Origin of the sequence: Microterricola pindariensis, from assembly GCF_002936985.1 — a bacterium.
Taxonomy (GTDB): Bacteria; Actinomycetota; Actinomycetes; order Actinomycetales; family Microbacteriaceae; genus Microterricola; species Microterricola pindariensis.
On record NZ_MPZN01000015.1, the window covers coordinates 1 to 13459 of the forward strand.

Below are 13459 nucleotides of genomic sequence, written 5' to 3' on the forward strand. Positions count from 1 at the left end.
TGCCGAAGCCACCCGGCACGCGCATGGCCTCGACGAGCAGCTCGTCGCTGGTGCGGGTGCCGTCGCCGGCGAGCTCCTGCTGGCGGAGGCTCAGCCGGAGCCGGCGGAGCGCGATGGCGTCGAGCCGGCCGAGCGGGCCGGTCAGGATCTCCACGGCGGCCGGGGCGGTGAGCTCCCTGACGCCGATGGCGACGGATGCCGCGGCCAGCAGCTGGGCGGCGGCCGGGTCGTCGCGGAGCGCCCGCCTGGCCGTGGCGGCCCGGGTGGGCACGTCGCTGAGGGAGAGCCCGCGCTCCAGCCCGGCGATGTCGGCGCCGGAGCGCACGACGACCGCCATGCGCGCCCACGGCATCCCGCGGAGCAGGTGGTGCTCGCGCAGCAGCCGGGCGAGCTCCCCGCACTCGGCGGCGTGCGAGCTGGCCTCGATGCGCACGGTCGCGGCGTACCCGATCCGTTCGGAGGCGCCCGGCGCTGCAGTCGTCGATGGGTCGGCTTCCGGGGCTCCAGCATCCGGGACTCCGACGTCCGGGGCTCCGGCATCTGTCGCGACAGCCGTCTCGCCCCTCGCGGGGCCGGCGAACGCCGACGGCGCCAGCTCGGCGCGCCGTTGCAGCCCGGCGAGCGCGGTTCCGATGTGGCCGACGACGGCGCCGACCAGCTCGCGCAGCTCCCGCCGGCCGCGGTAGACGGTGGAGAGCACGAGCCGAGCCGTTCCGGGCACGCCGAGCGCCTCCCCCAGCCGGCCGAGCACCTCCGAGCGGGCCCCGCGGAACGCCGTGCTGGCGACATCCGGGTCACCGAAGGCGACGATTGCGACGCCGCGGGCGGCGAAGGCCTGCAACAGCGCGATCGTCGAACCGGTGGCGTCCTGCGCGTCGTCGACGGCGATCAGGCGCACCCCGGCCAGCGGCCCGAGGGTGGCCGCCCCGGCGGCGCCGGGCTCGGCGCGCGCCACGTACACGGCGGCCTCGGTGGAGAGCTCGGCCGAGTCGTACTGGCCGGGCCGGGCCTGCTCCTTGTTGTCTGCGTAGCCATCGAGGAACTCGGCGGCCGCCACCCACTCCGGGTGGTCGTGGGCGCGGCCGAGCTCGGCCAGCCGCGGCATCGACACCCCGTGCTCCGCGCAGCGCATGCTGAGCTCGCGCAGCTCGGTGCGGAACCCGCGCATCTGGCGCACCTCCTCGCCGAGCGGGTGCGGCCAGTCCGGGCCGGCCTGGTCGAGAATGTCGCCGAGGAGCAGCTCGGACATGATCGAGTCCTGCTCGCCGCCGGTGAGCAGGGTGACGGGCTGCTCGGATGCCGCCCGCACGACCTGGAACGCGACCGAGTTCGCCGTGCGTGCGATCGGGCCGGCGCTCGGCACGCCCAGGCGCACCGCCAGCCGGTCGCGCAGCCGAGTGGCCGCGAGGCGGTTCGGGGCCAGCACGAGCACCTGTTCAGGGGCGAGGCCATGGTTCAGCACCCGGTCGGCGATCAGCTCGACGAGGGTGAGCGTCTTGCCGCTGCCCGGGGCGCCGAGCACCGCGGCCGTCGCGGTCAGCGGCAGCTCCAGCACGGCCCGCTGCGCGTCATCAAGCACCGCGGCGCCGACGGGATGCCCCGCCCCGGCACGGGGCACGAAGGCGCGCGCTTCTGGCGCCGGTTTCTGCTCTGTTCTGGCCACGTCTCCCACGGTAGCGCCCGGCACTGACAGGCCCCCGCGACAACGCCGTGCGCGCGCGGTTGCGCCAACAGTGAACGGGCAGCGAGCGGCGCCCGATCTGGAATACTCTGACAGGAACGCCCTGGCGTCAGGGCAAAGGAAAGGCACACCCGGTGGACATTCGCATTGGCATCCAGAACTCTCCTCGCGAGATCAACTTCGAGACTTCCCAGCCGGTCGCCGACATCGAGACCGCCGTTGCCGCGGTGCTCGCCGGGGAGACCGGTTACCTGAAGCTCGGCGACGACAAGGGCAACACCTACATCGTGCCCTCCGCGACCTTCGCGTACATCGAGATCGGCACCGAAGAGAGCCGCCGCATCGGATTCGTGGGCTAACCATGGAGCTGCTCTTCGTGGCGCTCGGCGGGGCGATCCTTGGCATCGCAGCCCGGTACACCCTGCCGCGCCGCGCCGAGTACGGCGTGGTCGTGGTGCCGGCGATCGGCACCGCCGCCGCGGCGATCCTCTGGGTTGCACTGACCTGGCTCGGCATGGCGTGGGACAGCGGCTGGATCTGGCTGATCACGCTCGTCGGCGCTGCCGCGGTCTCCGCCGGCGCCGCGCTGCTGATCGGCCGCAGCCGTGCGGCATCCGACGAGCGCCTGCTCGCCGCGCTCAGCTCCGGAACCGCCACGGCCTGAGGCCCGGCGATGACCCCGCAGGAGCTGGAGAACCTGGCACACCTGCGCCGCGCCCGCGACCTGATTGACCGGGAGTACGCGCGGCCCCTGGACGTGCCGACGATGGCGGCGCGGGCGCTGATGTCGCCCGCGCACTTCTCCCGGCGCTTCCGTGCCGCCTACGGCGAGACGCCGTACAGCTACCTCATGACCCGCAGGATCGAGCGTGCCATGGCCCTGCTCCGGGGCGGGGCCAGCGTCACCGACGCCTGCCTCGCCGTCGGCGCCACCTCGCTCGGCTCGTTCAGCTCGAGCTTCACCGAGATCACCGGCGAGACGCCATCCGCGTACCGTCGCCGCGAGCACAGCGCGGTGCGGGCCATGCCCAGCTGCATCGCCCAGGCGCACACGCGCCCGGTGCGGGCCGCTCGCCCCGCGCGGCCCGCGCGCGAATCGAGCAGGATCGAAGAAGCGGGCGGATCGGCCGCGGCGTAGTGTCGCGGGCATGACACTCTCACTCCAGTTCACCAATGTGACGGTCAACGACGTCGACGAGTCGATCGCGTTCTACAGCGGTGCACTCGGCCTCGACGTGCAGAACGACGTCGGCTCCGGCGGGCACCGCTGGGTCACGCTCGGCACCCCCGCGCAGCCCGGCCTCGGCATCGTGCTCTCCGAGCCGCACGCCGGCCGCTCCCAGGCCGACGGCGACGCGCTGCAGGAGCTGCTCACCAAGGGCGTGCTGCCGATGCTCGTGTTCCGCACCGACGACCTCGACGGCCTCTATGAGACGGTGCGCGCGTCCGGCGCCGAGGTGCTGCAGGAGCCGATGGACCAGCAGTGGGGCCCGCGCGACTGCGCCTTCCGCGACCCGTCCGGCAACACCGTCCGCATCGCGCAGGCGCCCGCCGCCTGAGCCCACAGCCCGTGCCCGCGGCATCCGCGCGCCCGTGCCCGCGGCATCCGCATCGACTCGCCAGGAAACGTCCCACAACTGCGGCCTTGGCACGTTTTCTGGCGAGTCGATGGCGCGGATGCCGGGCGGGCTCCGGCCTGGCACCGGGCTGTGGATAACTTCTGCGAGGAGCGGGTGCTTCGCGGCATCATGAGGCATGCCCCGTCGTGTTCCGCTGCCACCCAGCCTCACCGGGCGCGCGTTCACCGTCGATGAGGCACGCGACGCGGGTCTGAGCCCGGAGCGGCTGCGCGGCGAAGACCTGAGCAGCCCCTTTCACGGAGTGCGCGTCGCTGCCCCGGACGGCGGCGCTCTGCTCGATCGCTGCCGTGCCTACGCCACGCGGATGCGACCGGGGCAGTTCTTCAGCCACCTGACCGCCGCCCGGATCTGGGGCGCGCCCCTTCCCGTGGCCTTCGGCCCCGAGGAGAAGCTCCATGTCGCCAGCTTTGCGCCGCAACGCCCGCCGCGCACCCGCGGGGTGATCGGGCATGAACTCCCGCCGGGGTCGGCGCCGCTCGTTCTGCGCCACGGGCTTGCGGTCAGCAGCGCGGCCTCGAGCTGGGTGCAACTGGCCGGGCTCCTCCCCTCCGACGAGCTCGTGGTGGTCGGCGATCATCTCGTGCTCAACCCGGCGCTGCTCGACCCGGTCGACCCGCGCCCGTTCACGTCCGTCGACGAGCTCTCCGAGCGGCTGGCCGGCTACGGCGGACGCGGGAAACGCGTGGCCCTCCGCGCGCTCGCCCGAGTGCGCGCGGGCGCCGAGTCGCGGCCAGAGACATTGCTACGCCTGCTCCTCGTGGATGCCGGGCTGCCCGAGCCGCTCCTCAACCAGGTGCTGCGAGACCCTGCGGGGCGCTTCCTCGGTCGCGTCGACATGGTCTACCCGGAGTGGCGGCTGGTCGTGGAGTACGACGGCGACCAACACCGCACGAGCACCACTCAATACGAGCGCGACCTGAGCAGGCTCGAGGCCATCCGCCGTGCGGGCTGGACGGTGGTCACGGTGCGCAAGCACGGGCTGTTCGTGCGCCCAGACCTCACAGTCGCGCGGGTGCACACGGCCTTGATCGAGGCGGGCTGGCGCCGGTGAAGGTCGCCCGCGGCATCCGCGCTCCTGCGACACGATCGACTCGCCAGGAACTGTCCCAAAACTCGGACCTTGGCACGTTTTCTGGCGAGTCGATCGCGTGAGCGGCGCAAGGCCAGCGGATGCCGCAGGCTAGAGCAGCGCGCTCAGCTGAGCCCGCACCTGCCGGCGCAGCACCTTGCCGATCATCGAGCGGGGCAGCTCCTCGACGGCCACGATCTGCCTGGGCACCTTGTAGGCGCTCAGACGGCCGCGGCAGTGCTCGCGCAGGGCCTCCACGTCGAGGGTGGCGCCCGGCTGCAGCACGACGGCGGCCGTGACGGTCTCGCCGCCGCCCGGCGCCGGCAGTCCGACGACGGCGGCATCGGCCACCGACTCATGCGAAATCAGCGCGTCCTCCACCTCGCTCGGCGCGACGTTGAAGCCGCCCGTGATGATGAGCTCCTTCATCCGGTCGACGATGGTGATGAAGCCGTCGGGCGAGACCGAGACGATGTCGCCGGTGCGCAGCCACTGGCCGCCGCCGTCTCCGGAGGACAGCAGCACGGCGAGGGACTCCTCCGGCCGGTTCCAGTAGCCGGAGAACACCTGCGGGCCGCGCAGCAGCAGCTCGCCCTCCTCGTCGAAGCCGCGGTCGATGTGCGGGTTCTCCGGGTCGACGACGCGGATCTGGGTGCTGGGGAACGGCACCCCGACGGTGCCTGCCCGCCGGGCGGGGCTGAACGGGTTGCCGGCCGCGACCGGCGAGGTCTCCGTCATCCCGTAGCCCTCCACCAGCTGGCCGCCGGTCGATTTCTCCCACGCCTCGACGGTCGCGAGCGGCAGGTTCATCGCCCCCGAGATGGCGAAGCGGATGCTGCTCAGGCTGACCCCGCGCTTGTCCGCCGCCTTCGACAGGCGCTCGTAGATCGGCGGCACGGCGGGCAGGAATGTGGGCGGGCTGGAGCGCACGGCATCCAGGACCAGGCCCTCGTCGAACTTCGGGAACAGCACCAGGCGGGAGCCCGTGCTCATCGCGAAGGTGAGGCAGAGGGTCAGCCCGTAGGCGTGGAACATCGGCAGGACCGCGTAGACGACCTCCTTGCCCGGGCGGAGCCCCTGCACCCACGCCTCGCCCTGCAGCGCGTTCGCGCGCAGGTTCGCGTGACTGAGGATCGCGCCCTTGGGCGCCCCGGTCGTGCCGCTCGTGTACTGCAGCACCGCGGTGTCGGCCGGCGCCGGGCGCGGGTGCGACTTCTTCAGCTTGCGGGTCTCGAGCAGGTCCTCCCAGCGCAGCGCGTTCTTGGCCCGCGGCTGCCCGGTCAGCGCCGCCCTGGCGTCCTTGGCCTTCTTCACCGGCAGCCGCAGTGCGAGGCGCTTCATCAGCGGCATCGCCCGGGTCAGGTCGACGGCGACGACGTGCGCGACCCCCATGTCGTCCGGGAAGTCGATGACCGTGTCGTGCACCTTGTCCCAGACGATGGCCGTCGTGGCGCCGTGGTCCTCGAACTGGTGCCGCAGCTCGCTCGGCGTGTACAGCGGGTTGTGCTCGACGGCGATCGCGCCGAGCCGGAGCACCGCGTAGAAGGCCACGATGTGCTGTGGGCAGTTGGGGAGCACGAGCGCCACCCGGTCGCCTGCTCGCACGCCGAGCTTGCGCAGGGCGTTGGCGACCCGGAGGATCTGCTCCCCCATCTCGGCGTACGTGGTGGTCTCGCCGAAGAACTCCAGGGCGACGGATGCCCGGTACGTGCGCACCGCGGCATCGATCATGTCGACGAGGCTTCCCTTCGGCGGCGTGATGTCGAACGGGACGCCCGGCGCGTACGCGCTCAGCCAGGGGCGGCTCGAGAAGACGGATGCTGCGGTCATGGCGACCTCTCTCAAATCTGACGCGGCAGGCTCAGGCGGTGAGGCCGAGGCCGTCCATGCGGCGGGTGTGCGCGGCGATGAGCTCGGTGAAGACGGGTTCAATGTTCGCCTCTGCGGCGTGATGCGCCGCGCTTCCGGGTGAGTCGAGGTTGGCCAGGGCCGAGCGGGCGACGAGGAGGGTGTCCCCCACCAGCCGGCGCCCCCACATGGCCAGACTGGAGGTGAGCTGGGGGTCGGCGTTGATGGCGCTCTGCAGCAGCTGGCGCAGCTCCTCGGCCCCGGCATCCGCGGCCAGCAGGGTGGCGACGCGCTTGCCGACGTCGCCGCCGATGCCGCGGGCGAGCTGCTCGAAGAAGTCGCCGAGCATGCCGGCGCTCAGGTAACAGGTGAGCAGCAGCTCACGCCAGTCGCTGCCGGTCGCCAGCGTGCGGTAGTGCTCCAGGGCCTCGGCGAAGGGGCGCATCAGCGCGTCGGGATCGGCATGCAGCGCCCGGATCTCCGCCACCAGCTTGTGCTGGGCGGCGAGCACCTGGGAGGCCGCGTAGCTGATGCCCTGCTTGGTCTCGAGGCTGGGCGCCGCGGCGAGCGCGCGGGCCAGGTTCTCGGCGACCTCGAGGTGCACGGCCGCGGCCTGGCCGAGGAACGGCAGCAGTTCGGGGGTGTACTCGGCGAAGTCAACCTTCGTCGCCGAAGACTCCCCGCGGGCTTTGAGCCGCGGGATCTCCACGCGGATGTTGCTCCGACCGAACCATGAGACCACGAGTTCAGCTTAGGGCGTGCGCGGGGCGAGCGTGCCGGGAACAACCCCTCGCCGACCCGGAACCGGTGCCGCGAACCATCCACGGCGGGCTCCCGCACCGGGTGACAGGGCGAGGGGCCGGGCGTAGACTGCGCTCAATGCGGCCGGGACGATGCCGTCCCCGTCGCGCCCCCGGCCGTCCACCGCCGAACCGCCACCCCTCCCGAAGCCTTGTGCGATCTCCGACGCGTGCCTGAACCACGCCCATCCAGGGCGCGCTGAGAAACACCGATCAAGGAGGTCATCATGTCAAGCCTCGTGCGCAAGAGTCTTGATTCGCCCGACGAGACGCGGAAATTCGAGGCCGGGGCCGGCCAGCTCCAGCTCGTCGAGGCCACAACGGGCGGCGTCGGCCGCGCCACCTTCCAGCCCGGCTGGCGCTGGTCTGAGCACGTGAAGCCGATCGCCAAGACCGACAGCTGCCAGACGGCGCACGTCGGCTACTTCCTGTCCGGCCGGATGAAGGTCGTCATGGAGGACGGGGAGGAGATGGAGTACGGCCCCGGCGACTTCGCCAGCATGGCCCCCGGCCACGACGCGTGGACGCTCGGCGACGAGCCGTGCGTGTTCCTCGATTGGAACGGCTACAGCAACTACGCGAAGGCGTGAGCCGCGGCATCCGCACGCAGAGGGCCACGCCCGGAATGCCGTGGCCCCGTTTTTGCCTCCCGCCCGCGCGGCGTCAAGCGGCCACCCAGACACGCCGCGCTAGGCTGGAGGCATCCCGCGGGCGATGGATCCGCGGCCGTGCGCCTGATGACACAAGGGCGCATCCTCAGTGAACGCAGTACGACAGGCCTAAAACACGTGACTACATTTTCAGATCTGACCATTGAACAAGACATGGTCGACGCCCTCGCCTCGAAGGGCATCATCGAGCCGTTCCCCATTCAGGAGCAGACGATCCCGCTGGCTCTGACCGGCCAGGACATCATCGGCCAGGCCAAGACCGGCACCGGCAAGACCTTCGGCTTCGGCCTCCCGCTGATCCAGCGCCTCGGCCTGAACCCGGAGCCCGGCGTGCAGGCACTCATCGTCGTGCCGACGCGCGAGCTCTGCGTGCAGGTTGCCCAGGACCTCGAGCTGGCGACGTCCAACCGTGCGACCAACATCGTCGCGATCTACGGCGGCAAGGCCTACGAGGGCCAGATCGAGGAGATCAAGGCCGGCGCGCAGATCGTCGTCGGAACCCCCGGGCGCCTGCTCGACCTCGCCTCGCAGCGACTGCTCGACCTCGGCAAGGTGCGCGAGATGGTCCTCGACGAGGCCGACAAGATGCTCGACCTCGGCTTCCTCGCCGACATCGAGAAGCTCTTCGCCAAGACCCCGGCCGACCGCCACACCATGCTGTTCTCCGCGACGATGCCCGGCCCGATCGTGGCCCTGGCCCGCCGCTTCATGAGCAAGCCGATCCACATCCGCGCGACCGACCCCAACGAGGGGCTCACCCAGGCGAACATCAAGCACGTCGTCTACCGGGCGCACTCGCTCGACAAGGACGAGGTCGTCGCCCGCATCCTGCAGGCAGAGGGCCGCGGCAAGACCGTCGTCTTCACCCGCACCAAGCGTGCAGCGGCCAAGCTCGTCGAGGAGCTGAACGACCGCGGCTTCAACGCCGCCGCCGTGCACGGCGACCTGAACCAGGACCAGCGCGAGCGCGCCATGGCCGCGTTCAAGGCCGGCAAGAAGGACATCCTCATCGCCACGGATGTCGCGGCGCGCGGCATCGACGTCAACGACGTCACCCACGTCATCAACCACACGGTTCCCGACGACCACGACACCTACCTGCACCGTGCCGGCCGCACCGGCCGCGCGGGCAAGACCGGCATCGCGGTCACCTTCGTCGACTGGGACGACCTGCACAAGTGGGCGCTCATCAACAAGGCGCTTGAGATGAACCAGCCGGAGCCGGTGGAGACGTACTCCTCCTCGCCGCACCTCTACGAGGACCTGGACATCCCGGCCGGCTCGAAGGGCCGCCTGAAGCCGACGCCCATCAAGGAGCGCGCCCCGCGCGAGCAGTCGGCGGATGCAGGCCGTGGCGGCCGTGACGGCGGCCGCGATGGCGGCCGCGGCGGATCCCGCTCCGCCGACGGCACCGGGGCGGCAGCCGGCGAGGGCTCCTCGCGCAGCAGCCGCTCACGCAGCCGCACCCGCACCCGCGGTGGCGCCGGTTCCGAGGCCGCGGCCCCCGCCGCAGACGCGACGGGCGCGGCCCCGGCCGTGGCGACGATCACCGACCCCTTCCAGGCACCGGGCCACCCGGCATCCGGAGCCCACGACGGCGGCGGACACGAGCACCACGACGGCAACAGCGCCCCGCGCCGCCGCAACCGCAACCGCTCGCGCCGCAGCGCGCCCAGCGCCGAGTAACAGCGGCCAACAGTTGAGAGAGCCCGTCGAGATCTGATCTCGGCGGGCTCTCTCTGTGGGCGGCCACCGCACCGCTGGTCGAGGAGGCCGTCTACGGCCGTATCGAGACCGAGGTCCGTGCGACGACTCCAGCCCGCGGGGTCTCGAAACGCTCGTTCCTCGCTACTCGACCGGCGGGTGGTTTCGCTCCTCGACCGGCGGGTGGTTTCGACGGGCTCAACCGGAGGGCGGGCGGATGCGGCAGCCTGCCTACTCGCAGCCGATCCCGTCGCCGTCGCGATCGAGCTTGCGGGAGTAGCCGGGGTCGCCGACGCGGATGGGTGCCGCACCCGCCGCGCGGACGGCATCACAGTTCGCGTAGCTGACGTTGGGTGCGGGAGCCGGTTCGGGCGCGGGAGCGGGCGCCGGGTCGGGTGCCGGCGCGGGGGCGGGTGCCGGCGCGGGGTCTGGAGCAGGCGCCGGTGCCGGAGCCGGGTCCGGCGCGGGTGCCGGCACGGGCTCGGCCACGACGACGATCGGCGTGAACGCCGAGGTGACGGCGGGCTCGTCCGGGCAGCTCGCCAGCACCCGGGTGATGGCGTCGTGCTCGGCCTGCGTCACCCAGAGGCCGTATGTCGCCTTCACGGAGACCTGGCGGGCGACGTAGGTGCAGCGGAACGCATTGTTCGCGGGCAGCCACGTCGCGGCATCCCCTGCACCCTTCTGCGCGTTGCTCCGCCCGTCGACGGCGAGCAGGTTGATCGGGTCGTTCGCGAGGCTCACGCGCTGCGCCTGGCTGAGCTGCTGCGCCCCGGTCTCCCAGGAATTCATGAGCGCCACGACGTGGTCGATCTGCACGGCGAGCGAGGTCTTCTGGCCGCGGACGAAGTCGATCGTCGTCGCCGTGTACGGGTCGTTCAGCACCCCGGACGTGACCTTGCAGCGCCCTGACATCACCTCGGGATCGAGGTCGCGGGCGAGGATGTCGTTCCGCGTGTCGCAGCCGTTCCTGTCGACGTCCAGCCAGGCCGTGCCGTACATCCCGGTCCGGTCGTATCCGGTCTTCGGGGCGCGCCCCTTGACCTCGAGCGTGCCCAGCAGGGCGAGCGCGGTGCCCGCGGTGGCCGAGGAGTTGGCGACGCTCACCACCGCCTCCTCGTCGGCTGCGAGCACCTTCTCCGGGGCGTCCGGCTCACCCGTGGGCGTCGGTGTCGGAGTCGGGGTCCGGGTCGGAGTCGCCGACGGCGCGGGGGCGGCCGTCTCGCTCGGGGCCGGGCTCGGCAGGGCGACGGCGACCTCGTCGGTCGCCGCCCGCGTCTCCCCCATGATGCCTGTGCTGATGCTGAGCGCCAGGAAGCTTCCGATGACGACGAATCCGGCAAGCTTGCGGCTGGCGATGCGCGCCCACGACGGCCGCGCGGAGATCAGCGTGTACAGCGCGGTGAAGAATGCGACGAGCGCGATCACGAGGATTCCCGGGCCGAAGCCGCCGGCGGTGAATGCAAGGAGCGCGATCACGGCGGCGACGCCGAACACGACCCAGGAGGTCGTGCTGAGGCTCGCAACCCAGTCCCCCATACGCGCGAGAGGGGGCGCTGCGCTGGGGGTCGCCGTGGCGCCGGCCGCCGACTCCCCGGCGGGCCCGGTCACAGGTGCGGCGGGGACCACGGGGGCCGCCGGGGCGGACTTCGACGCCCGCCGGGCGAACAGGGCTCGTGCCTGCAGAGCAACGTTTGCCATCAGTCCCGGCGCAGCCGCTGCTGGTGCGGTGTGCGCCGTCCACGCGGCGCCGTCCCAATAGCGCTGCTCGGCCGGGTTCTCGGGGTTCGGGTACCAGCCGGCGGGCGGCAAGGGGGCACTGTTCATCGGGTCTCCTCAGATGGGCAAGCCCACAGTGTATGGGGCTGCCCGGAGCCGTCCAGACCACTCCACGAGCCGCGTTCGGGGGCCTCCCCGGCATCCATTCGCCGCAGCTGGCTCAGAAACGGGTCAGTTCTGGACCGTCTGTGGCGACGCGATGCGGGCGGATGCGGCGGGCGGGCGGATGCGGTGGGCGGGCGGATGCGGCGGGGCGGTCAGCCGGCGTAGACGGGTTCGCTGCCGCGCGCCTCGGCGATGAGCGCCTCCAGCACCTCCGGGGCGGTCGTGTTCTCGCCGAGCCGGTTCGGCTTGCCGTCGCCGTGGTAGTCGCTGGAGCCGGTGACGGCGAGGCCGAACTTGTCGGCGAGCACACGCAGCCGCTCCTTGGCATCCGGCAGGTTCTCGCGGTGCTCGATCTCCAGGCCGAACAGGCCGGCCTCGACGAGCCGCTTCAGCGCGGACTCCGAGAGCACGTTCATGGCGCCGCGGGTGCCGGGGTGGGCGAGCACGGGCACTCCCCCGCCGCTCGCACCAGGCGCACGCCGGTGACCGGATCCGGGGCGTAGTGCGGCTTCACGTAGCCGCTGCGCCAGTGCAGGATCCCCTCGAAGGCCGCGGAGCGGTTCGGCTCGTAGCCCCGGGCGACGAGCGCATCGGCGATGTGCGGCCGGCCGATGGTGGCCCCCTCCGTGGACTGCGCCAGCACGTCGTCCCAGCTCAGCGCGTAGTCGCGGCCGATGTGCTCAACGATCTCCTCGGCCCGCGACATCCGGGCGTCGCGGATGCGGGTCGTCTCGGCCAGCAGCGCCGGGTCGGCGGGGTCGAAGAGGTAGGCGAGCAGGTGCACGCTGGAGTGCTGCAGGCGGGTGGAGAGCTCCATGCCGGGGATCAGGCTCACGCCCGCGGTGCGCGCGGCGGAGGCCGCGGCGGCCCAGCCGGCCGTCGAGTCGTGGTCGGTCAGCGCGATCGTGCCGAGCCCGGCGGCCGCGGCGGCCTGCACCAGCTCGCCCGGCGTCTCGGTCCCGTCCGACACGCTCGAGTGCGCGTGCAGGTCGATGGGGCCGTGAAAACGCCGAGAGTCCATCCCCCCATGCTAGTTCTGGCCGCGCGTCCGACGCCGCGCGGCGGCTGCCGTGTGGCCGCGTCGCATATGGTGATCAAGCCATGATCCGCCGCATCCTCAGCTCCCTCATCGCGCTCGGCGCCGCCGTCGGGCTGCTCGTGCTGGCCTGGCCACAGCTTTTCGGGCTGCAGAACACGTGGATGATCGCGCAGATCGTGTCGTTCCGGGGCGTGCTCGTTGCGGCATCCGCCGTCGGAATCGTGCTGCTGATGGTCATCGGAATCCTCCGCCCGTTCCGCCGCATCACCGGCACCCTGGCCGTGCTGGTGCTCGTCTTCGCGGTGGCCACGAGCGGGATCCTCGCGCTGCGCGGCGCCGCCAATGGCGACGTCTCGCTCGCGACGAACGGCGCGGACGACTCGATCACCGTGCTCAGCTGGAACACGCGCGGCGAGGAGCCCGGCGTCGACGCGATCGTGAAGCTGGCCCTGGAGAGCGGCGCCGACATCGTGTCGCTGCCCGAGACCACCGACGAGCTCGGCACCGAGGTGGCCGTCGCCATGAAGGAGGGCGGCCGGCCGATGTGGGTGTGGACGCTCAACTTCAACGACGTCTACAAGGCGCGCTCCACAGCGCTGCTGATCAGCCCCGACCTCGGCGAGTACACGCTCGCCTCCGCCGCGGGCAGCGGACCGCCCGGCAACACCAACATCTCCCCCACCGTCGTCGCGACCCCGGTGAACGGGGACGGCCCGACGATCATCGCCGTGCACGCCGGCGCGCCGACCGAGGGCGCCATGAGCGACTGGCGGAGCGACCTGGACTGGCTGGCCGAGCAGTGCGACGCCCCCAACGTGATCATGGCCGGTGACTTCAACGCCACGCTGGACCACATGGCCGGGCGCGGCATCGACGGGGCCGCGCTGGGGCGTTGCGCGGATGCCGCCCTCTCCGCCGGCAGCGCGGCGCTCGGCACCTGGCCGACCGCCGTCCCGCCCCTGCTCGGCGCCCCGATCGACCACGTCCTGGCCACCGACAACTGGCGCGTCGACGCCTTCCGCGTGCTCGACGAGGTCGACGACTCCGGCAGCGACCACCGGCCGCTGCTGACCCGCTACCTGCCAGCCGACGGGTGAGAGCGGGCACAGGCGGCTCCCGTCTC

Annotated in this window: 12 protein-coding genes and 1 pseudogene; 8 read left to right on the forward strand and 5 right to left on the reverse strand. The window is 72.2% G+C overall.

Annotated features, from left to right (window positions below; genetic code table 11):
* Window positions 1–1663, reverse strand: a 1663-nt coding sequence (locus GY24_RS06335) for a UvrD-helicase domain-containing protein (protein ID WP_161498695.1), incomplete at its 3' end; no start/stop codon positions are given.
* A gap of 152 nt (window positions 1664–1815) precedes the next feature.
* Here GY24_RS06335 and GY24_RS06340 point away from each other — a divergent pair.
* The 5 genes from GY24_RS06340 (at window position 1816) to GY24_RS06360 (ending at window position 4372) form a co-directional block, all read left to right on the forward strand.
* Window positions 1816–2040, forward strand: coding sequence for a DUF3107 domain-containing protein (locus GY24_RS06340; RefSeq protein ID WP_104474880.1), 225 nt, complete (start codon window positions 1816–1818; stop codon window positions 2038–2040).
* Between the two features lie 2 nt (window positions 2041–2042).
* A complete protein-coding gene (locus GY24_RS06345; RefSeq protein ID WP_104474881.1) occupies window positions 2043–2345 on the forward strand; it encodes a hypothetical protein in 303 nt (100 codons plus the stop codon).
* 9 nt (window positions 2346–2354) lie between these two features.
* Window positions 2355–2819: a helix-turn-helix domain-containing protein gene (locus GY24_RS06350; protein ID WP_104474882.1), complete on the forward strand. Its 465-nt coding sequence runs from the start codon at window positions 2355–2357 to the stop codon at window positions 2817–2819.
* 10 nt (window positions 2820–2829) lie between these two features.
* Window positions 2830–3240: a VOC family protein gene (locus tag GY24_RS06355; RefSeq protein WP_104474883.1), complete on the forward strand. Its 411-nt coding sequence runs from the start codon at window positions 2830–2832 to the stop codon at window positions 3238–3240.
* Window positions 3241–3436: 196 nt separating this feature from the next.
* Entirely contained in the window at window positions 3437–4372 is a 936-nt protein-coding gene (locus GY24_RS06360; protein WP_202972918.1) for an endonuclease domain-containing protein, read from the forward strand.
* 129 nt (window positions 4373–4501) lie between these two features.
* Here the strand turns inward: GY24_RS06360 and GY24_RS06365 are convergent, their stop codons facing one another.
* Together GY24_RS06365 and GY24_RS06370 are read right to left on the reverse strand one after the other, a co-directional pair.
* Window positions 4502–6220, reverse strand: coding sequence for a long-chain-fatty-acid--CoA ligase (locus GY24_RS06365; protein ID WP_104474884.1), 1719 nt, complete (start codon window positions 6218–6220; stop codon window positions 4502–4504).
* Between the two features lie 31 nt (window positions 6221–6251).
* Window positions 6252–6980: a ferritin-like fold-containing protein gene (locus GY24_RS06370; protein WP_104474885.1), complete on the reverse strand. Its 729-nt coding sequence runs from the start codon at window positions 6978–6980 to the stop codon at window positions 6252–6254.
* 285 nt (window positions 6981–7265) lie between these two features.
* Between GY24_RS06370 and GY24_RS06375 the strand changes: the two genes are divergently transcribed.
* Both GY24_RS06375 and GY24_RS06380 read left to right on the forward strand, forming a co-directional pair.
* Window positions 7266–7628 (forward strand): cupin domain-containing protein, encoded by a 363-nt coding sequence (locus GY24_RS06375; protein WP_104474886.1) that lies wholly within the window; start codon window positions 7266–7268, stop codon window positions 7626–7628.
* A gap of 147 nt (window positions 7629–7775) precedes the next feature.
* On the forward strand, window positions 7776–9395 hold the full coding sequence (locus tag GY24_RS06380; RefSeq protein WP_104474931.1) for a DEAD/DEAH box helicase: 1620 nt from the start codon (window positions 7776–7778) through the stop codon (window positions 9393–9395).
* 249 nt (window positions 9396–9644) lie between these two features.
* Here GY24_RS06380 and GY24_RS06385 read toward each other — a convergent pair whose 3' ends face one another.
* The gene (locus GY24_RS06385) at window positions 9645–11240 is read right to left on the reverse strand and encodes a GmrSD restriction endonuclease domain-containing protein (RefSeq protein ID WP_104474887.1); all 1596 of its coding nucleotides are present in this window, start codon (window positions 11238–11240) and stop codon (window positions 9645–9647) included.
* 209 nt (window positions 11241–11449) lie between these two features.
* A pseudogene (locus GY24_RS06390) lies at window positions 11450–12318 on the reverse strand (PHP domain-containing protein).
* A gap of 80 nt (window positions 12319–12398) precedes the next feature.
* Here GY24_RS06390 and GY24_RS06395 point away from each other — a divergent pair.
* A complete protein-coding gene (locus GY24_RS06395; protein ID WP_104474888.1) occupies window positions 12399–13433 on the forward strand; it encodes an endonuclease/exonuclease/phosphatase family protein in 1035 nt (344 codons plus the stop codon).
* The last annotated feature ends 26 nt before the right edge of the window (window positions 13434–13459 follow it).

Excerpts from the sequence above, each read along its gene's own strand:
- GY24_RS06345 (WP_104474881.1), top strand. The coding sequence starts at position 2,043 with ATGGAGCTGCTCTTCGTGGCGCTCGGCGGGGCGATCCTTGGCATCGCA.
- GY24_RS06350 (WP_104474882.1), top strand. The coding sequence starts at position 2,355 with ATGACCCCGCAGGAGCTGGAGAACCTGGCACACCTGCGCCGCGCCCGC.
- GY24_RS06355 (WP_104474883.1), top strand. The coding sequence starts at position 2,830 with ATGACACTCTCACTCCAGTTCACCAATGTGACGGTCAACGACGTCGAC.
- GY24_RS06360 (WP_202972918.1), top strand. The coding sequence starts at position 3,437 with ATGCCCCGTCGTGTTCCGCTGCCACCCAGCCTCACCGGGCGCGCGTTC.
- GY24_RS06365 (WP_104474884.1), bottom strand. The coding sequence starts at position 6,220 with ATGACCGCAGCATCCGTCTTCTCGAGCCGCCCCTGGCTGAGCGCGTAC.
- GY24_RS06375 (WP_104474886.1), top strand. The coding sequence starts at position 7,266 with ATGTCAAGCCTCGTGCGCAAGAGTCTTGATTCGCCCGACGAGACGCGG.
- GY24_RS06380 (WP_104474931.1), top strand. The coding sequence starts at position 7,776 with ATGACACAAGGGCGCATCCTCAGTGAACGCAGTACGACAGGCCTAAAA.
- GY24_RS06385 (WP_104474887.1), bottom strand. The coding sequence starts at position 11,240 with ATGAACAGTGCCCCCTTGCCGCCCGCCGGCTGGTACCCGAACCCCGAG.
- GY24_RS06395 (WP_104474888.1), top strand. The coding sequence starts at position 12,399 with ATGATCCGCCGCATCCTCAGCTCCCTCATCGCGCTCGGCGCCGCCGTC.